We start from the raw sequence: 19,308 nt of genomic DNA on the forward strand, positions 1-19,308 counted from the left end.
ACCTACGTATTGAGATTTCGTAGGCCCGGTAAGCGAAGCGCCACCGGGCAACCCGGCTAAATAACGCGCGAGAACTGCTGCAAACGCGCTTTCTGGCGCAGATATGCATCGAAGCACATGCAAATATTACGAATCAGCAGACGCCCCTTCGGCGTAACCTGAATCCCCTTCTCATCCACATCCACCAGCCCATCTTTCGCCAGCGGCGCCAGCAGTTTCAGGTCTTCGGCAAAATAGTCAGCGAAGTTCAGATCCCATTGCTGTTCCACGGCGGCATAGTCGAGGCGGAAATTGCAGATCAGGAGCTTAATAACATCCCGACGAATGCAGTCGTCGCGGGTCAGGGCAATTCCGCGCCACAGCGCATTCCCCTGCTCGTCTACCTGCTGGTAATAGTGCTTCAGCTCTTTCTGATTCTGCGCGTAGTTGTCGCCAATCATACTGATGGCCGATACGCCCATCCCCAGCAGATCGGTATCCCCCTGGGTGGTATAGCCCTGGAAATTGCGATGCAAAACGCCCTCGCGTTGAGCAATGGCCAGTTCGTCATCCGGGCGGGCAAAGTGATCCATGCCAATGAACTGATAGCCAGTTTCGGTCAGTGAAGAGATGGTCTCCTGCAGGATATCCAGCTTCTGCTGCGCGCTGGGCAGGTCGGCATCTTTAATCTTGCGCTGGGCAGCAAACAGCGTCGGCAGGTGCGCGTAGTTAAAGACGCTCAGACGGTCTGGATTCAGCTCAGCCACGCGTTTCAGGGTAAAGGCGAAGCTCTCTGGCGTCTGTTTTGGCAGGCCATAAATCAGATCGATATTCGTTGAGGTAAAGCCAATCTCCCGCGCATGATTCAGCAGCTTAAAGATAAACTCTTCATCCTGCTCACGGTTCACCAGGCGCTGAACTTCTTTGTTGAAGTCCTGCACTCCCATGCTCAAACGGTTAAAACCTTCAGCGCGTAAATGATCAAGGACATCCAGCTCGATTTCACGCGGATCCACTTCGATCGAGATTTCGGCATCGTCGTTAAAGTTGAAATTGCCACGCAGCAGTGACATCAAACGGCTGATTTGCGCTTTATTCAGATACGTTGGCGTGCCGCCGCCCCAGTGCAGCTGGCTGACATGGCGTCCGGCGAACAGCGGTGCGCGATGGATAATTTCTTGTTCCAGGGCATCGAGATATTGATCTGCTTTATGCTGCTGGCGAGTCACAATCTTGTTGCAGCCACAGAAGTAGCACAGTTTGTGGCAGAACGGGATGTGAACGTACAGCGAGAGCGGACGCTCAGGATAACGCGCCACGGCCTTTAGAAATGCTTCTGTGCCGTAGTCTTCAGAAAACTCCAGCGCGGTCGGGTACGAGGTATATCGTGGCCCGGAATAGTTATATTTCTGGATCAGGGCCAGGTCCCAGTCTATTAACTGCTCTGACATGCTCACTCCTTCCGATGGCGTCTCTGGCGGGTACGGCGTACCGGCTTAACCCCAGTGCGGGTGATAAGCCGGTTGCGCAGCCACTTCTGTCGCCGCGACAACCGCTGTAGTTTAACGAATAACCACACCAGATAACATATAACCGGAAGGGTTATAAGCAGGACGGGAAGACCCACGGTGTAAAACCGTTAGTTGCCGCCTTTCAGCAGACGCATCATGTCTTCCTGCTTTTCTTCCTCTTCCTCTTCTTCCTCGTCATCGTAAGAAAGACCCAGCTTTTGCATCAGCTCATCGATGCGGTCCAGCTTGGCATCAACCCAGGTCTGATCTTCCGCGCTCAGGGTTTCTCCTGCTTCAAGACGCTCCAGCAGCGCATCCAGGCGCTCATCCGTTTCCAGTAAATCCAACTCAGCCTGTGGTGAAAGCATAGGTTTCTCACTCTTCGGTTTGTGCTGTTTGGTGACTTTTTCGGTCACGCCCAATGGAATGGGGTTTTTGCTGCCAATACGAGGATCTTTTTGCTTATTTTGGTTTCCGCCACCAGATGCACCTTCGCTACCGGACGCACGGCTACCCGCCGCATGACCACGGTGTTTTTTCTGGCGCTTACGGTCGCGAGCTTCCTGATTAATTTCTTCGCGTGTTTTACGACGCGCTTTTGCAGGACCTTTACCGCGTGGTGTAGAAGTTGGTTTCATCATGATTCGTCTTTGGCTGTTTTATTCAGTATATAATTGCGCCGGAATCTAGCAGAAATAAAGAAAAAAGGCGACAGAGTAATCTGTCGCCTTTTTTCCTGACTCTCAACCCTTACGGGCTCTACAATCCCTGTTGGCTATCAACACACCCTGTTTTTCCCTTAGCCTGAAACATTCCGTGTTGTTTCCATTTCCTTTTACTAACGTCTCCAGACGTTTGTCTCCCTGACAATCCTGTGTCTTCGCCTCCTGGCGCTCCTGACCCTCATCCTGAGTCGACTATCCTGTCAGCTTCCTCGCTATGGGCGCTACTTTACCGCTTTGGTTTAAACGTACAAGTAACCTGGGTAACAATTTCGGACTTTAAGAATAGTGCCTTATCTTAACTATATGATTTATTTTAGTTACGTCATTTTTTACTCTGTCATCTCGTATAGAAACTATCGGCAATGTCTCACAAAGTGCGAGGTTTTTACTTACATAGCCTACGCGTCGAAAAACCAGCCTTTTGCTGGGGTTCAGGTATAATCGCTGCAAAGCCCTGATTGATGGAGAGGACTGCTTTGACTAACTTGAATTATCAACAGACGCACTTTGTGATGAGTGCGCCTGATATTCGCCACTTACCTTCCGATACCGGTATCGAAGTGGCTTTTGCTGGCCGTTCCAACGCAGGCAAATCCAGTGCGCTAAATACCCTGACGAATCAAAAGAGTCTGGCGCGTACATCTAAAACGCCGGGTCGTACTCAGCTCATCAACTTGTTTGAAGTCGTTGACGGCAAACGCCTGGTCGATTTGCCAGGATACGGTTATGCCGAAGTTCCGGAAGAGATGAAGCGCAAATGGCAGCGCGCGCTGGCTGAATATCTGGAAAAACGTCAGAGCCTGCAAGGTCTGGTGGTACTGATGGATATTCGTCACCCGCTAAAAGACCTCGACCAGCAGATGATCTTGTGGGCGGTTGAGAGCAACGTTCAGGTTCTGGTACTGCTGACTAAAGCAGACAAGCTGGCCAGCGGTGCGCGCAAAGCCCAGTTGAATATGGTACGTGAAGCCGTACTGGCATTTAACGGTGATGTACAGGTAGAAGCATTTTCATCACTGAAAAAACTGGGCGTGGACAAACTTCGGCAGAAGCTGGATAGCTGGTTTAGTGAACTGGCGCCGATTGAAGAGATGCAGGACGGGGAGTAACCCACCGATATGCCGGATAGCGCCGTTGCGCGTCTTATCCGGCCTACAGCCTGTACGAAACTTTTCTTTCGCACAATAAAAAACGCCCCAGTCATTACTGACTGGGGCGGCTAAAATATTCAGCCAAATCCGATTACGTGAAGTAAAAGGTCTGAAAGATAGAACATCTTACCTCTGTACCCTACGTGAATAACTTTACTCTTTTTTGAGCAGCTCAGAAAGCACTTTTTGTAATTTTTTTTCATTCCTTACATAGGGAATTCTAATGGACATCACAAAAAGTTCTATCTTATGTTGCTTAGTTACGAAAAAGGGGCGTTATTCAGTAAACCCTTAGTGCGCCTGATCCCAGTTTTCGCCACTACCGACTTCCACCAGCAACGGCACATCAATCTGGGTCTCGTTTTCCATCAGTTGATGGATCTTTTTAGAGACGCTTTCGAGGTCATCTTTATGCACTTCAAACACCAGTTCATCGTGTACCTGCATGATCATGCGCACACGTGGTTGCTCGGTTTGCAGCCATCCGTCCACCGCAATCATGGCTCGTTTGATAATGTCTGCGGCAGTACCCTGCATCGGGGCGTTAATTGCCGCGCGCTCTGCACCAGCGCGACGAGCGCCATTACTGGATTTAATATCCGGTAAATAGAGACGACGCCCTTCCAGCGTTTCGACATAACCTTGCTCTTTTGCCTGTGCACGGGTGCGTTCCATATATTCCAGCACGCCAGGGTAGCGTTCGAAGTAGAGGTCCATGTACTTCTGTGCTTCTTTACGCGGAATATTCAACTGGCGCGCCAAACCAAAGGCACTCATCCCGTAGATCAAACCGAAGTTGATGGCTTTCGCACTGCGGCGTTGTTCACCAGTCACGGAATCCAGCGGTAAGCCAAAGACTTCCGCAGCCGTTGCGCGGTGAATATCTTTCCCTTCGGCAAATGCGGTAAGCAGACCTTTATCACGCGAGAGATGCGCCATGATACGCAGTTCAATCTGTGAGTAGTCGGCGGAGACAATCACGTAGTCTTCTGGCGCAATAAACGCCTGACGAATACGACGACCTTCGTCATTACGTACCGGGATGTTCTGCAGGTTTGGATCCGTGGAAGACAAGCGCCCGGTAGCGGTCACCGCCTGGTGATAGGAGGTGTGCACGCGCCCGGTTTTCTTGTTAATCATCAACGGAAGCTTATCCGTATAGGTCGACTTCAGTTTTGCTAAGCCGCGATATTCCAGGATCACTTTCGGCAATGGGTAATCGAGCGCGAGCTCTTCCAGTACCTCTTCCGACGTTGATGGCGCGCCGCCAGGGGTTTTCTTCAGAGGCTTAATACCCTGCTTTTCAAACAGGATAGTTTGCAGTTGCTTGGTGGAAGAGAGGTTAAACGCTTCTCCGGCGATCTCGTGCGCTTTTTGCTCCAGCTCGTTCAAACGCAGCGTCAGCTCTTCTGAATGTTTGTGCAGAACAGCCGGATCGATTTTCACACCGTTGCGCTCAACGCGAGACAAAACAGGAACCAGCGGCATATCGATATTTTCAAAGACGTTCAACGGTCCTTTATGCTGCTGCAATTCTGGCCACATTTTGAGATGGAGCTGTAGCGTAACGTCGGCGTCTTCCGCAGCGTAACGTCCGGCTTCTTCCAGCGCTATCTGGTTAAAGGTCAGCTGGTTTTTGCCCTTTCCGGCGATCTCTTCAAAGGTGATGGTTTTATGTTTCAGCCAGCGGTCCGAGAGGCTGTCCATATCGTGTCGGCCAGCGACGCTGTTAAGAATGTAGGATTCGAGCATGGTGTCAAAGGTGATACCACGCAGTTCGATGCCATAGTTCGCCAGGATACCGCGATCATACTTCAGGTTTTGCCCGACTTTATGCGCGTTCTCATCTTCCAGCAGCGGCTTCAGCAATGCCAGCGCGCGGTCGCGAGCGATCTGATCGGGGGCGTCCAGGTAATCGTGGGCAACAGGAACATATGCAGCCACACCCGGTTCAATGGCAAAAGACAGGCCAACCAGATTCGCGGAGATGTTGTCCAGGCTGTCAGTTTCAGTATCGAAGGCAAAGACAGGCGCTTTTTTCAGCTTCGCAATCCACTCTTCCAGCGTCGCTTCATCCAGAATTGTCACATAGTTATCATACGAGAGAACCGTGGCCGGCCCCTCAGGCGTTTCATCGACGGCGATAGTTTCCTGTGGTTTTGCCGCCGGCTTCGTTCCTTTCGCCTGTAGCCATTTACCCGCTTCAACGTCAGTAACCCAACGCTTGAATTCATACTGTTTAAACAGGCCAAGTAGTTCATCCGCTGCCGGCTGACGTACTTCCAACTGCTCGCAGGTCAACTCCAGTTCAACATCCGTTTTGATGGTAGCCAATTGATAAGAGAGGTACGCTACCTCTTTATTCTGCTCAAGTTTGCCCGCCATAGTTTTCGCACCACGGAAAGTCAGCCCCGCGATTTTGTCTGATTCAGCATAGAGGGTATCCAGCCCACCCAGCCCCTGCAGCAGAGCCTGCGCGGTTTTTTCACCTACGCCAGGAACGCCAGGGATGTTATCTGAGGAATCCCCCATCAGCGCCAGGAAATCGATGATCAGTTCTGGTGGAACACCATATTTATTCACCACTTCATCCGGGCCGAGGATCGTATTGGTCATGGTGTTGATCAGGGTGATATTCGGCGTCACCAACTGAGCCATATCTTTATCACCGGTACTAATCAGCACCGGACGACCTACCTTCTCTGCTTCCCTCGCCAGCGTACCGATGACATCGTCTGCTTCCACGCCCGAAACGGCCAGCAGTGGCAACCCCATCGCTTTTACCATCGCATGCAGAGGCTCAATCTGCGCACGCAGATCGTCCGGCATGGGTGGGCGGTGTGACTTGTAGTGTTCGAATAACTCATCACGGAAGGTTTTACCCTTAGCGTCGAATACCACCGCAGCATGGGTCGGCTGATATTGCAGAATCAAGCTACGCAGCATGTTGAGGACACCATACATCGCGCCAGTAGGTTCTCCTGCACTGTTAGTCAGCGGCGGGAACGCATGGTATGCGCGATACAGGTAAGAGGAGCCATCTACAAGGATAAGTGGGTTTTCTGGGATCTGAACCATAATGTCCGTGCCTGTTTATCAGATTATGGGTAAAGGATGCCACAGACAGGATGAAAACATGAGTTTTTCGCCGCATTTGTCGAAAAACTTTTGTAGATCTTCTGCTTTGCTCGCAAAGAAGATTGTGGATAACTTTGTGAATAAATAATTTTCAGCTCTTTAAATATAGCAATGAAATTAACACATCATTTTATTTATACATATATTTCAGAAGCTTAAATAAATACGTAGCATTTTATTCCATTTATACAGCTTATATCCTGATGTGGATAGATATTCCCTTTTTTTCTATTCAGGGAAGATCCATCATTTGGTTCGTTTTCTGATAAAATCAGCCCCTTGCGCCTCTTTAGCGCACTATCTATGGCTAACCTTTTGAATAATTTAATTATGACGAGAATACTCGCTGCGATAACGCTGTTGCTGAGTATCGTTTTGACCATATTGGTCACGATTTTTTGTTCTGTGCCGATCATCCTTGCCGGAGTTGTAAAACTCCTTTTGCCCGTTCCCGTTGTCTGGCGCAAGGTTTCTGTCTTCTGTAATTTCATGATGTACTGCTGGTGTGAAGGTCTGGCGCTACTGCTACACCTCAATCCGCGACTGAAGTGGGATGTCGAGGGACTGGAAGGTCTTAGCAAGAAAAACTGGTATCTGCTCATTTGTAACCATTACAGCTGGGCTGACATCGTTGTGCTTTGCGTGCTGTTCCGTAAGCACATCCCCATGAATAAATATTTCCTCAAGCAACAACTGGCGTGGGTGCCCTTTATTGGCCTGGCCTGCTGGGCGCTGGATATGCCGTTTATGAAACGCTATTCGCGTGGCTACCTGCTCCGTCATCCAGAACGGCGCGGTAAAGATGTCGAAACAACGCGTCGTTCCTGCGAGAAGTTTCGCGTACACCCGACAACTATTGTGAATTTTGTCGAAGGTTCACGCTTTACCAAAGAGAAATGTGAGCAAACCCGCTCTCCTTATCAAAACTTGCTCCCTCCAAAGGCGGCCGGTATTGCGATGGCATTGAACGTACTGGGGTCACAGTTCGATAAAATGTTGAACGTCACGTTGTGCTATCCGGAAAATAGCAGCCGACCGTTCTACGATATGCTGAGCGGTAAGCTAACGCGTATTGTCGTGCGGGTAAATCTGGAGCCAATTCATGAAGAGTTGCACGGTGATTACGTGAACGATAAGGGATTCAAGCGTCGGTTTCAGCTATGGCTTAATACGCTGTGGAGTGAGAAAGACGCGCAGCTCGACGCGATTAAAGCCTCATATGAAAAAGCCGGTCAGCACAAGTGACCGGCTTTTGCTTTTACTTCTGACCAACCAGATACTTCACGGTATCCGCATACTGTTGTACAAAGATATCCATGCTGCTGGTATCCATGCCCTGCGGATTTACCTGATATTTGCCATTCACGAACATTGCCGGAACGCCCTGCAGCTGTAAATCAGCCGCCGCTTTTTCCTGCTGCGCCACGAGTGATTTCACCACGAAGCTGTTCCATGCCGCATCATAGTCTTCACCCTTAATACCCGCTTCGACAAACACTTTACGGATATCAGCTACAGACTGAACGGTCTGGGTTTTCTGAACACCTTCAAACAACGGAACGGTTACTTGATCTTCAACGCCCAGCGCCATAGCAACGGCCCAAGCTTGCGTCAGATCTTTGCCCAACGGCCCCAGAAACTCGACGTGGTACTTGGTCATCTTGGTGCCTTCCGGCAGTTTTTTCTTCACGTTATCAGAGACGTGAAGAACTTCTTCAAACTGATAGCAGTGCGGGCAGTAGAAGGAGAAGAACTCCAACACTTGCGGTTCACCCGCAACAGGCTTTTCCAGAGTGATGTATTGTTTGCCATCCTGGAACTGCGCTGCAGATGCGCTAAAAGCTAAAACCATACCAGCCAGCGCCAGCCATAATTTTTTCATGTTCAAATTTCTCCGATTAATACATTGGCGTTAATTGTAAGGGGGGCTCTTGCAGAATTTTTGCCTGCTCAATAAAGGTCGCGGTCTGACGATGCCAGTAATCTTCCCCGGTTAACCACGGGAAGTTTTTTGGAAACGCAGGGTCAGCCCAACGTCGAATTAGCCAGGCAAGATAATAAACTAAACGCATAGCGCGTAAAGGTTCTATCAGTCCGATTTCAGAGGTGTCGAACTCACTAAACTCTTCATAAGCCTCGATAATGGTTTCAAGCTGCATGCGTTGTTCAGCTTTATCGCCATTGAGGAGCATCCATAAATCCTGAACAGCCGGGCCATTGCGGGCATCATCTAAATCGACAAACATCGGACCATCGCGCCACAGAATATTACCGGCATGACAATCACCGTGCAGACGTAGCGTGGTAAAACGTGCATGCCAGCGTTCGGTTACGACCGCGATAAGCGCATCCGTTGCCTTCAGGAAAGCCGCTTTTTGCCCTGATGGGATCAACTGTGCGTGTTCAAAAAGCTTACGCGGCTCAGTCAGGTATTCTTCAAGGCCAATCGTCGGGCGAAAGGCAAAAGTACGCTTGCATCCGGTCTGATGCATACGCCCCAGATAGCGCCCCACCGCCTCCATCTGATCGATATTGTCGGCCTCAAACTGCCGCCCGCCGACGCTGGGGAAGATCGCATAATGGAAACCCTGATGGCTTAACAGCGTTTGGCCGCTTAGTACCAGCGGTGCAGCTACCGGGACTTCATCGCTTACCAGTTCCAGAGCAAACTGGTGCTCTTCCTGGATCTGATCGACAGACCAACGTTCAGGGCGATAAAACTTAACGACAAAGCGTCGACGGTCTTCGTCCTGGAATTGATAGACACGGTTTTCATAGCTGTTAAGCGGGGTAAGCCCGGAGTCCACCCGGATCCCCTGCTCAAACAGTGCATCCATGATGGTATCCGGGTGTAGCGTCTGGAAATTAAAAGCGTTGTCGTTCATCCCATCATCCGGAAAATACTACGAATGATTCAGGATATCATTTCGCAGCGCTTTCGGTGGTGGCGATTACAAGCTTTTACTCTTTAATTACGCCACGTGCGCGGAGTAGTGCGGTTTTAAAATCTTCTTCATAATCTTTCTGAATACCTGGGATGACGGCGTCTTTCGCCGAGTCACGCATTTTCAGGTGATAGATCAGAATGTCATCAGTTAAATCCGCCAGTTCGCCGTCAAAACCTGACTCTTGCGCCAGTTTCTGTAAAAATTGCATCAGGTTAAGATCGGGTTCCTTCTGCCAGGCCGGCTGGAGGAGTTCAATAACTTCATTCAGACGTTTACATTTCATGGTTGTGCTCCTTAGGCTCAATACAGATACGTTAGCAGGGTCAATCCCACATTAAAAGAGGCGATATCAGTGATTCTGGATAGTGCAATAACAGGGGTTGTGCTGGCAGGCGGTAAGGCCAGACGGATGGGCGGAACCGATAAAGGTCTGCTTGAGCTTGACGGTAAACCTCTTTGGCGGCATGTGGCCGATACCCTCGCTTTACAGGTCGAAACCGTGGTGGTTAATGCCAATCGCCACCGGGATATTTACCAACAAAGCGGCCTGAAAGTTATCCCTGATTCATTGGCCGATTTCCCTGGCCCACTGGCCGGGATGCTATCGGTATTCCTACAGCAAGCGGGGGAGTGGTTTCTGTTCTGCCCGTGCGATATGCCCTATATTCCTCACGATCTGGTCAAACGTTTGAAGGAGCAGCGCAAAGCTGCACCGGTTGTCTGGGTGCATGATGGCGAAAGAGATCATCCGACCATTGCGCTAATGCACCGCACCATGCAACCCTTGCTACAGGATTATCTTCAGTCCGGTGAAAGACGCGTCATGGTCTTTATGCGCCAGGCTGGCGGTCATGCTGTCGATTTCAGCGATCATAAAGATGCGTTCGTGAACGTGAACACCCCTGAAGAACTTGCAAAATGGCAGGACAAATCATGATCCCGTTACTCGCTATAGCAGCATGGAGCGGAACGGGAAAAACTACGCTGCTTAAAAAATTGATCCCGGAGCTACGTGCCAGAGGCATTCGTCCCGGATTGATTAAGCATACTCATCACAATATGGATGTTGATAAGCCCGGCAAAGATAGCTATGAGCTACGCAAAGCCGGTGCAGCACAAACCCTGGTCGCCAGCCAGCAGCGCTGGGCATTAATGGTAGAGACCCCGGAAGAGCCCGAACTGGATTTAGCGTACCTTGTAAGCAGGATGGATGCTTCTACATTGGATATGGTGTTGGTTGAAGGCTTTAAGCATGAACCTGTTGCTAAGATCGTTCTTTTTCGCGACGGTTGCGGGCACAGTCCAGAGGACCTGGCGTTAGACAACTATGTTATCGCGGTTGCCAGTGATATTCCGCTTGCGGTGGATGTTCCATTGTTAGATATCAACGATATACAGCAAGTTGCCGATTTTGTTACGCAATGGATAAGAAGATAGCTGCTGTGTCGTGATACGCCTTTGTAGGCCGGATAAGGCGGGAGGTCACCTCCGGCAGTTTTCACTCCCTTCAGACGCAATAAATATCCTCCGGCATAGCCGGAGGTTTTTCGGATGCGCCTATAAGGCTCTGTTACCAGCCGCGCCCTAACAGGCGCATACGATCTGACATTTGCATCAGACTTCGTTACTTACGGCCCGTAAACGGGCTACCCGGATAAGCGATCGATAACTGCTCACCCATTTTATCTTCTGCAAGCTGGTGCTTTATGTATTCCTGTATCTTCACCGTGTTCTTACCCACCGTATCTACGTAGTATCCCCGGCACCAGAACTCTCTATTCCTGTACTTGAATTTCATATCCCCAAACTGTTCATACAGCATCAGACTGCTTTTCCCTTTCAGATACCCCATAAAGCCGGATACGCTCATTTTGGGTGGGATTTCCACAAGCATATGGATATGATCCGCACAGCATTCCGCTTCCAGGATCCGCACGTTTTTCCACTCACACAGCTTTCTTAAAATGCTGCCTATCGCCCTGCGTTTCTCCCCGTAGAATGCTTGTCTTCGGTATTTGGGCGCAAAAACTATGTGATATTTACAGTTCCATCGGGTGTGCGCTAAGCTCTTTTCGTCCCCCATTGGGACCCCCTTTTGATTTCTTGTTAAACATTTGCAGTTGCCAGACCGCAATGTGTTTTAACAAATCAAAAGGGGTTTTAATAACTGGCCCAAAGCGGAAAGCTTTCCGGAACCCCCAGCCTAGCTGGGGGTTTTCTGTGCACAAAAAAGCCCATCCGGCAGGATGGGCTTCTTCACTTATTTGATGCCTGGCAGTTCCCTACTCTCGCATGGGGAGACCCCACACTACCATCGGCGCTACGGCGTTTCACTTCTGAGTTCGGCATGGGGTCAGGTGGGACCACCGCGCTACAGCCGCCAGGCAAATTCTGTTTATCAACACACCTCTCGGTCTGTCGATGTAATCTGTAATCAAGCTGAATTTCGATGTCTCATCCGCCAAAACACCTTCGGCGTTGTAAGGTTAAGCCTCACGGTTCATTAGTATCGGTTAGCTCAACGTATCGCTACGCTTACACACCCGACCTATCAACGTCGTCGTCTTCAACGTTCCTTCAGGACCCTTAAAGGGTCAGGGAGAACTCATCTCGGGGCAAGTTTCGTGCTTAGATGCTTTCAGCACTTATCTCTTCCGCATTTAGCTACCGGGCAATGCCATTGGCATGACAACCCGAACACCAGTGATGCGTCCACTCCGGTCCTCTCGTACTAGGAGCAGCCCCCCTCAATTCTCCAGCGCCCACGGCAGATAGGGACCGAACTGTCTCACGACGTTCTAAACCCAGCTCGCGTACCACTTTAAATGGCGAACAGCCATACCCTTGGGACCTACTTCAGCCCCAGGATGTGATGAGCCGACATCGAGGTGCCAAACACCGCCGTCGATATGAACTCTTGGGCGGTATCAGCCTGTTATCCCCGGAGTACCTTTTATCCGTTGAGCGATGGCCCTTCCATTCAGAACCACCGGATCACTAAGACCTGCTTTCGCACCTGCTCGAGCCGTCACTCTCGCAGTCAAGCTAGCTTATGCCTTTGCACTAACCTCCTGATGTCCGACCAGGATTAGCTAACCTTCGTGCTCCTCCGTTACTCTTTAGGAGGAGACCGCCCCAGTCAAACTACCCACCAGACACTGTCCGCAACCCGGATTACGGGTCTACGTTAGAACACCAGCCATTAAAGGGTGGTATTTCAAGGTTGGCTCCATGCAGACTGGCGTCCACACTTCAAAGCCTCCCACCTATCCTACACATCAAGGACCAGTGTTCAGTGTCAAGCTATAGTAAAGGTTCACGGGGTCTTTCCGTCTTGCCGCGGGTACACTGCATCTTCACAGCGAGTTCAATTTCACTGAGTCTCGGGTGGAGACAGCCTGGCCATCATTACGCCATTCGTGCAGGTCGGAACTTACCCGACAAGGAATTTCGCTACCTTAGGACCGTTATAGTTACGGCCGCCGTTTACCGGGGCTTCGATCAAGAGCTTCTCCTTACGGATAACCCCATCAATTAACCTTCCGGCACCGGGCAGGCGTCACACCGTATACGTCCACTTTCGTGTTTGCACAGTGCTGTGTTTTTAATAAACAGTTGCAGCCAGCTGGTATCTTCGACTGATTTCAGCTCCATGAGTAAATCACTTCACCTACATATCAGCGTGCCTTCTCCCGAAGTTACGGCACCATTTTGCCTAGTTCCTTCACCCGAGTTCTCTCAAGCGCCTTGGTATTCTCTACCTGACCACCTGTGTCGGTTTGGGGTACGATTTTGTGTTACCTGATGCTTAGAGGCTTTTCCTGGAAGCAGGGCATTTGTTACTTCAGCACCGTAGTGCCTCGTCATCACACCTCAGCGTTAACAAGACTCCGGATTTACCTGGAATCTCCGCCTACATGCTTAAACCGGGACAACCGTCGCCCGGCTAACATAGCCTTCTCCGTCCCCCCTTCGCAGTAACACCAAGTACAGGAATATTAACCTGTTTCCCATCGACTACGCCTTTCGGCCTCGCCTTAGGGGTCGACTCACCCTGCCCCGATTAACGTTGGACAGGAACCCTTGGTCTTCCGGCGTGCGGGTTTTTCACCCGCATTATCGTTACTTATGTCAGCATTCGCACTTCTGATACCTCCAGCATGCCTCACAGCACACCTTCAACGGCTTACAGAACGCTCCCCTACCCAACAACACATAGTGTCGCTGCCGCAGCTTCGGTGCATGGTTTAGCCCCGTTACATCTTCCGCGCAGGCCGACTCGACCAGTGAGCTATTACGCTTTCTTTAAATGATGGCTGCTTCTAAGCCAACATCCTGGCTGTCTGTGCCTTCCCACATCGTTTCCCACTTAACCATGACTTTGGGACCTTAGCTGGCGGTCTGGGTTGTTTCCCTCTTCACGACGGACGTTAGCACCCGCCGTGTGTCTCCCGTGATAACATTCTTCGGTATTCGCAGTTTGCATCGGGTTGGTAAGTCGGGATGACCCCCTAGCCGAAACAGTGCTCTACCCCCGAAGATGAGTTCACGAGGCGCTACCTAAATAGCTTTCGGGGAGAACCAGCTATCTCCCGGTTTGATTGGCCTTTCACCCCCAGCCACAAGTCATCCGCTAATTTTTCAACATTAGTCGGTTCGGTCCTCCAGTTAGTGTTACCCAACCTTCAACCTGCCCATGGCTAGATCACCGGGTTTCGGGTCTATACCCTGCAACTTAACGCCCAGTTAAGACTCGGTTTCCCTTCGGCTCCCCTATTCGGTTAACCTTGCTACAGAATATAAGTCGCTGACCCATTATACAAAAGGTACGCAGTCACCCCATAAAGAGGCTCCCACTGCTTGTACGTACACGGTTTCAGGTTCTTTTTCACTCCCCTCGCCGGGGTTCTTTTCGCCTTTCCCTCACGGTACTGGTTCACTATCGGTCAGTCAGGAGTATTTAGCCTTGGAGGATGGTCCCCCCATATTCAGACAGGATACCACGTGTCCCGCCCTACTCTTCGAGTTCACAACACATGCACTTTTGTGTACGGGACTATCACCCTGTATCGCCGGACTTTCCAGACCGTTCCACTACCACACATGCTGATTCAGACTCTGGGCTGCTCCCCGTTCGCTCGCCGCTACTGGGGGAATCTCGGTTGATTTCTTTTCCTCGGGGTACTTAGATGTTTCAGTTCCCCCGGTTCGCTTCATTACGCTATGTATTCACGTAATGATAGTGTGACGAATCACACTGGGTTTCCCCATTCGGAAATCGCCGGTTATAACGGTTCATATCACCTTACCGACGCTTATCGCAGATTAGCACGTCCTTCATCGCCTCTGACTGCCAGGGCATCCACCGTGTACGCTTAGTCGCTTAACCTCACAACCCGAAGATGTTTCGTAAAACACTTCAGTGTTGCAAAAATTTGAGAGACTCGAACACACCGCTTTTCATTTCTTGTTTACGGAGAAATGAAACAGTGTGTCGTTTCAATTTTCAGCTTGATCCAGATTTTTAAAGAACAAAACTTCGCAGTGAACCTTTTCAGGTACACTCTGAAGTTTTCTTGTGTTTTTGCAGTAAAGGATGGTGGAGCTATGCGGGATCGAACCGCAGACCTCCTGCGTGCAAGGCAGGCGCTCTCCCAGCTGAGCTATAACCCCATCGTAAATGCTAATCTCTGTACCCTAATTCGTTTCCGGGCAAGGCGCGGTGGTGCGAAGCATACTGAAGTATGCGAGCATCGCCGTAACACAGCACGGAGGCGAATTTGGTAGGCCTGAGTGGACTTGAACCACCGACCTCACCCTTATCAGGGGTGCGCTCTAACCACCTGAGCTACAAGCCTGCAGAGATTTTCTTACTGCTAATTTTCATCAGACAATCTGTGTGAGCACTACAAAGGTCGGTTCTTTAAGGTAAGGAGGTGATCCAACCGCAGGTTCCCCTACGGTTACCTTGTTACGACTTCACCCCAGTCATGAATCACAAAGTGGTAAGCGCCCTCCCGAAGGTTAAGCTACCTACTTCTTTTGCAACCCACTCCCATGGTGTGACGGGCGGTGTGTACAAGGCCCGGGAACGTATTCACCGTGGCATTCTGATCCACGATTACTAGCGATTCCGACTTCATGGAGTCGAGTTGCAGACTCCAATCCGGACTACGACATACTTTATGAGGTCCGCTTGCTCTCGCGAGGTCGCTTCTCTTTGTATATGCCATTGTAGCACGTGTGTAGCCCTACTCGTAAGGGCCATGATGACTTGACGTCATCCCCACCTTCCTCCAGTTTATCACTGGCAGTCTCCTTTGAGTTCCCGACCGAATCGCTGGCAACAAAGGATAAGGGTTGCGCTCGTTGCGGGACTTAACCCAACATTTCACAACACGAGCTGACGACAGCCATGCAGCACCTGTCTCAGAGTTCCCGAAGGCACCAAAGCATCTCTGCTAAGTTCTCTGGATGTCAAGAGTAGGTAAGGTTCTTCGCGTTGCATCGAATTAAACCACATGCTCCACCGCTTGTGCGGGCCCCCGTCAATTCATTTGAGTTTTAACCTTGCGGCCGTACTCCCCAGGCGGTCGACTTAACGCGTTAGCTCCGGAAGCCACGCCTCAAGGGCACAACCTCCAAGTCGACATCGTTTACGGCGTGGACTACCAGGGTATCTAATCCTGTTTGCTCCCCACGCTTTCGCACCTGAGCGTCAGTCTTTGTCCAGGGGGCCGCCTTCGCCACCGGTATTCCTCCAGATCTCTACGCATTTCACCGCTACACCTGGAATTCTACCCCCCTCTACAAGACTCTAGCCTGCCAGTTTCGGATGCAGTTCCCAGGTTGAGCCCGGGGATTTCACATCCGACTTGACAGACCGCCTGCGTGCGCTTTACGCCCAGTAATTCCGATTAACGCTTGCACCCTCCGTATTACCGCGGCTGCTGGCACGGAGTTAGCCGGTGCTTCTTCTGCGAGTAACGTCAATTGCTGCGGTTATTAACCACAACACCTTCCTCCTCGCTGAAAGTACTTTACAACCCGAAGGCCTTCTTCATACACGCGGCATGGCTGCATCAGGCTTGCGCCCATTGTGCAATATTCCCCACTGCTGCCTCCCGTAGGAGTCTGGACCGTGTCTCAGTTCCAGTGTGGCTGGTCATCCTCTCAGACCAGCTAGGGATCGTCGCCTAGGTGAGCCGTTACCCCACCTACTAGCTAATCCCATCTGGGCACATCCGATGGCAAGAGGCCCGAAGGTCCCCCTCTTTGGTCTTGCGACGTTATGCGGTATTAGCTACCGTTTCCAGTAGTTATCCCCCTCCATCGGGCAGTTTCCCAGACATTACTCACCCGTCCGCCACTCGTCACCCAAGGAGCAAGCTCCTCTGTGCTACCGTTCGACTTGCATGTGTTAGGCCTGCCGCCAGCGTTCAATCTGAGCCATGATCAAACTCTTCAATTTAAGTTTGATGCTCGTGAATTAAACTTCGTAATGAATTACGTGTTCACTCAGAGACTTGGTATTCATTTTTCGTCTTGCGACGTTAAGAATCCGTATCTTCGAGTGCCCACACAGATTGTCTGATAAATTGTTAAAGAGCAGTTGCGACGCGCTTTAGCGCTCTGTCGCGAGGTCCCGTATATTACGTTTTCCTCATTCAGAGTCAAGCATTTATTTTTGCTTTTCTCTGCGAGATTCGCAGTGGAACCCCGCTGACCCGGCGGCGTGTAATCCGTTGTTCCGTGTCAGTGGAGGCGCATTATAGGGAGTTATTTCAGGCTGACAAGGGGAAATTTAAAATAATCTTCCGAGTGCGTATTTTTTATTCTTTGTGCTTATTTTGACAACGTTTTGTGGGTTAATTGGGCGATTTCCCGCGCGAAATCCGCGACCTGCTCCCAATCGGTATACACCACTTCTTTATTGGTATCTGTTTCACCGCCTGACATCTTCATTATCAGTTGGATCATAACGCGGTCATACCAGCGATAGCGGGGATACAGCAAAGCGCCAGCAATAACCGCACTGCGATCAGGCCGCCACGGCGAACTCATCAGGAACTTACGCGCATAGCTGTTAGTTTGCGGCGTGCGTTTCTCCGGTTTACGGGCAACCAGGTTTACGGAGTAGAAGGCACTCGGCATCGCGTTCAGCCGCGTGGCATGCTTTTTCACAAACTCCTGAAAAGCTGCATGGTAATGACCATAGCGAATCGAGGCGCCAATCACCACGCTGTCATAATTTTGCCAGTCAGGCTCCGCGGTACGATGCAAATTAACGACATCCGCCCAAACGCCCAGCTCTTTGAGTTCAGAAGCCAGATACTCGGCGATTTCACGCGTTTGTCCGTCCCGGGAAGAAAAAAGAATCAGTGTTTTCACGTGTTACTCCATTATTCACGCCAGAAAGTAGGGGTAAAGAGTACCAGCAGGGTAAAGACCTCCAGACGACCAAACAGCATATTGGCAATCAGGATCCACTTCGCCACGGGGTTCATACTGGCAAAGTTGTCGGCAACAACCCCCAGCCCTGGCCCCAGGTTATTCAGCGTCGCCACAACAGAGGCAAACGCGGAGAAGTCATCAACACCGGTCGCAATAATCGCCAGCATACTGATAATAAAGACCAGCGCATAGGCAGAGAAGAATCCCCACACAGCTTCAAGGATTCGCTCCGGCAAAGCACGGTTACCCAGCTTGATACTGTAAACCGCATTCGGGTGGACCAGTCGTTTCAATTCGCGGTTACCCTGCTTAAACAGCAACAGGATTCGAATCACCTTCAAGCCACCGCCCGTCGACCCGGCACAGCCGCCAATAAAAGCAGAACACAGCAACAGCACCGGCAGGAACAGCGGCCAGCGGGCAATACTGTCCGTAGTAAATCCGGCGGTCGTCGCCATTGATACCACCTGAAAAAAAGCCTGGTTGATGGTCGTGAGTGCCGAACCGTAGGTATTGTGTATCCACAGCACCAGCGTACAGACAGCCACCAGCGTCAGCTGCACCCCAATGAACATGCGGAATTCTGGATCGCGCCAGTAGACCTTCAGGCTGCGACCGCTGAGTAAAGAGAAGTGCAGACCATAGTTACAACCGGAGATCAGCAAGAAGATAGCAATAATGGTGTTAATCGTGGGACTGTCGAAATACCCCACGCTGGCATCGTGTGTGGAAAAGCCGCCGATGGCTATCGTAGCAAAACTGTGCCCAATAGCGTCAAACGCGGGCATCCCGGCAAACCATAGCGCCAGCGCACACGCCACCGTCAGTAATACATAGATAAGCCACAGCGTTTTCGCCGTTTCGGCAATACGCGGACGCATTTTGTTATCTTTCAGCGGGCCCGGCATTTCTGCCCGGTAGAGCTGCATCCCACCGACGCCAAGAATAGGCAGAATAGCCACCGCCAGCACGATGATCCCCATCCCGCCGAACCATTGCAGCATCTGTCGATAAAAGAGGATAGCGTGTGGCAATGAATCCAGCCCCACCAGCGTTGTCGCCCCCGTGGTGGTTAATCCGGAGAAGGATTCAAAAAAAGCGTCAGTTATCGTGAGGTTAGGGCTTTCCGCAAAGATGAACGGTAGCGCACCCACGCTACCCAGCACGGTCCAGAACAAAACGACAATCAGAAACCCTTCGCGCGATTTCAGCTCGCCCTTCTCTTTACGGTTTGGCCACCACAGCATGGAGCCGATCGCCAGAGCAACGAAGAAAGTTTGAGTAAACGCACGCCCTGCCCCATCGCGGTAGATGAGCGCTACCAGTCCGGGGATAATCATTGTCCCCGAGAATAAGATGACCAGTAGTCCAACGATTCGGGTGATGGCGCGAAAATGCATCT

The 19,308-nt window shown here is 50.8% G+C and carries 14 protein-coding genes, 2 tRNA genes, 3 rRNA genes and 1 pseudogene; 4 read left to right on the forward strand and 16 right to left on the reverse strand.

What is annotated here, in order from left to right:
- Nucleotides 1-56: 56 nt before the first annotated feature.
- The 3 genes and pseudogenes from hemN to HV334_RS24240 form a co-directional block, all read right to left on the reverse strand.
- A complete protein-coding gene (hemN, locus tag HV334_RS24230; RefSeq protein WP_049282322.1) occupies nt 57-1,430 on the reverse strand; it encodes an oxygen-independent coproporphyrinogen III oxidase in 1,374 nt (457 codons plus the stop codon).
- Nucleotides 1,431-1,618: 188 nt separating this feature from the next.
- A complete protein-coding gene (gene yihI / locus HV334_RS24235) occupies nt 1,619-2,128 on the reverse strand; it encodes a Der GTPase-activating protein YihI (protein ID WP_019077947.1) in 510 nt (169 codons plus the stop codon).
- A 105-nt stretch (nt 2,129-2,233) separates the two neighbouring features.
- Nucleotides 2,234-2,482 (reverse strand): annotated as a pseudogene (locus HV334_RS24240) (hypothetical protein).
- 209 nt (nt 2,483-2,691) lie between these two features.
- Between HV334_RS24240 and yihA the strand changes: the two are divergent.
- On the forward strand, nt 2,692-3,324 hold the full coding sequence (yihA, locus tag HV334_RS24245) for a ribosome biogenesis GTP-binding protein YihA/YsxC (RefSeq protein ID WP_005121851.1): 633 nt from the start codon (nt 2,692-2,694) through the stop codon (nt 3,322-3,324).
- 333 nt (nt 3,325-3,657) lie between these two features.
- On the opposite strand, the gene polA is transcribed toward yihA, so the two are convergent.
- Both polA and HV334_RS25425 read right to left on the reverse strand, forming a co-directional pair.
- Entirely contained in the window at nt 3,658-6,444 is a 2,787-nt protein-coding gene (gene polA, locus HV334_RS24250; protein ID WP_016155158.1) for a DNA polymerase I, read from the reverse strand.
- 215 nt (nt 6,445-6,659) lie between these two features.
- Entirely contained in the window at nt 6,660-6,995 is a 336-nt protein-coding gene (locus HV334_RS25425) for a hypothetical protein (protein ID WP_227021182.1), read from the reverse strand.
- On the opposite strand from HV334_RS25425, the gene HV334_RS24255 reads away from it, so the two are divergent.
- Nucleotides 6,889-7,749, forward strand: a complete 861-nt coding sequence (locus tag HV334_RS24255) for an acyltransferase (protein WP_233623861.1) — start codon at nt 6,889-6,891, stop codon at nt 7,747-7,749. The two genes, HV334_RS25425 and HV334_RS24255, sit on opposite strands and share 107 nt — an antisense overlap.
- Before the next feature lie 13 nt (nt 7,750-7,762).
- Here HV334_RS24255 and dsbA read toward each other — a convergent pair whose 3' ends face one another.
- From dsbA to HV334_RS24270, 3 genes are all read right to left on the reverse strand, one after another.
- On the reverse strand, nt 7,763-8,386 hold the full coding sequence (gene dsbA / locus HV334_RS24260) for a thiol:disulfide interchange protein DsbA (protein ID WP_181220998.1): 624 nt from the start codon (nt 8,384-8,386) through the stop codon (nt 7,763-7,765).
- A 16-nt stretch (nt 8,387-8,402) separates the two neighbouring features.
- Nucleotides 8,403-9,389, reverse strand: a complete 987-nt coding sequence (locus HV334_RS24265; RefSeq protein ID WP_046275259.1) for a serine/threonine protein kinase — start codon at nt 9,387-9,389, stop codon at nt 8,403-8,405.
- Nucleotides 9,390-9,465: 76 nt separating this feature from the next.
- A complete protein-coding gene (locus HV334_RS24270; RefSeq protein WP_003028616.1) occupies nt 9,466-9,735 on the reverse strand; it encodes a YihD family protein in 270 nt (89 codons plus the stop codon).
- Between the two features lie 69 nt (nt 9,736-9,804).
- On the opposite strand from HV334_RS24270, the gene mobA reads away from it, so the two are divergent.
- Entirely contained in the window at nt 9,805-10,389 is a 585-nt protein-coding gene (mobA, locus tag HV334_RS24275) for a molybdenum cofactor guanylyltransferase MobA (RefSeq protein WP_016157861.1), read from the forward strand.
- Nucleotides 10,371-10,889: a molybdopterin-guanine dinucleotide biosynthesis protein MobB gene (mobB, locus tag HV334_RS24280; RefSeq protein ID WP_029139699.1), complete on the forward strand. Its 519-nt coding sequence runs from the start codon at nt 10,371-10,373 to the stop codon at nt 10,887-10,889. Before mobA ends, mobB begins: the two co-directional genes overlap by 19 nt.
- A gap of 187 nt (nt 10,890-11,076) precedes the next feature.
- Here mobB and tnpA read toward each other — a convergent pair whose 3' ends face one another.
- From tnpA to trkH, 8 genes are all read right to left on the reverse strand, one after another.
- Entirely contained in the window at nt 11,077-11,535 is a 459-nt protein-coding gene (gene tnpA, locus HV334_RS24285) for an IS200/IS605 family transposase (RefSeq protein ID WP_131381019.1), read from the reverse strand.
- Nucleotides 11,536-11,721: 186 nt separating this feature from the next.
- Nucleotides 11,722-11,837 (reverse strand): 5S ribosomal RNA (gene rrf / locus HV334_RS24290).
- A 97-nt stretch (nt 11,838-11,934) separates the two neighbouring features.
- A 23S ribosomal RNA gene (locus tag HV334_RS24295) occupies nt 11,935-14,841 on the reverse strand.
- 208 nt (nt 14,842-15,049) lie between these two features.
- A tRNA-Ala gene (locus HV334_RS24300) sits at nt 15,050-15,125 on the reverse strand.
- A 108-nt stretch (nt 15,126-15,233) separates the two neighbouring features.
- Nucleotides 15,234-15,310, reverse strand: a tRNA-Ile gene (locus HV334_RS24305).
- 71 nt (nt 15,311-15,381) lie between these two features.
- Nucleotides 15,382-16,923: ribosomal RNA gene (locus tag HV334_RS24310) — 16S ribosomal RNA — on the reverse strand.
- The 16S, 23S and 5S rRNA genes sit together here with 2 tRNA genes alongside, the layout of an rRNA operon.
- A gap of 374 nt (nt 16,924-17,297) precedes the next feature.
- Nucleotides 17,298-17,843, reverse strand: a complete 546-nt coding sequence (gene hemG / locus HV334_RS24315) for a menaquinone-dependent protoporphyrinogen IX dehydrogenase (protein WP_016155152.1) — start codon at nt 17,841-17,843, stop codon at nt 17,298-17,300.
- Between the two features lie 11 nt (nt 17,844-17,854).
- Complete coding sequence (gene trkH, locus HV334_RS24320) at nt 17,855-19,306, reverse strand: Trk system potassium transporter TrkH (protein ID WP_003017848.1); 1,452 nt, start codon at nt 19,304-19,306, stop codon at nt 17,855-17,857.
- Nucleotides 19,307-19,308: the final 2 nt, after the last annotated feature.

This window comes from Citrobacter sp. RHBSTW-00944 (genome assembly GCF_013615435.1).
GTDB lineage: Bacteria > Pseudomonadota > Gammaproteobacteria > Enterobacterales > Enterobacteriaceae > Citrobacter > Citrobacter braakii.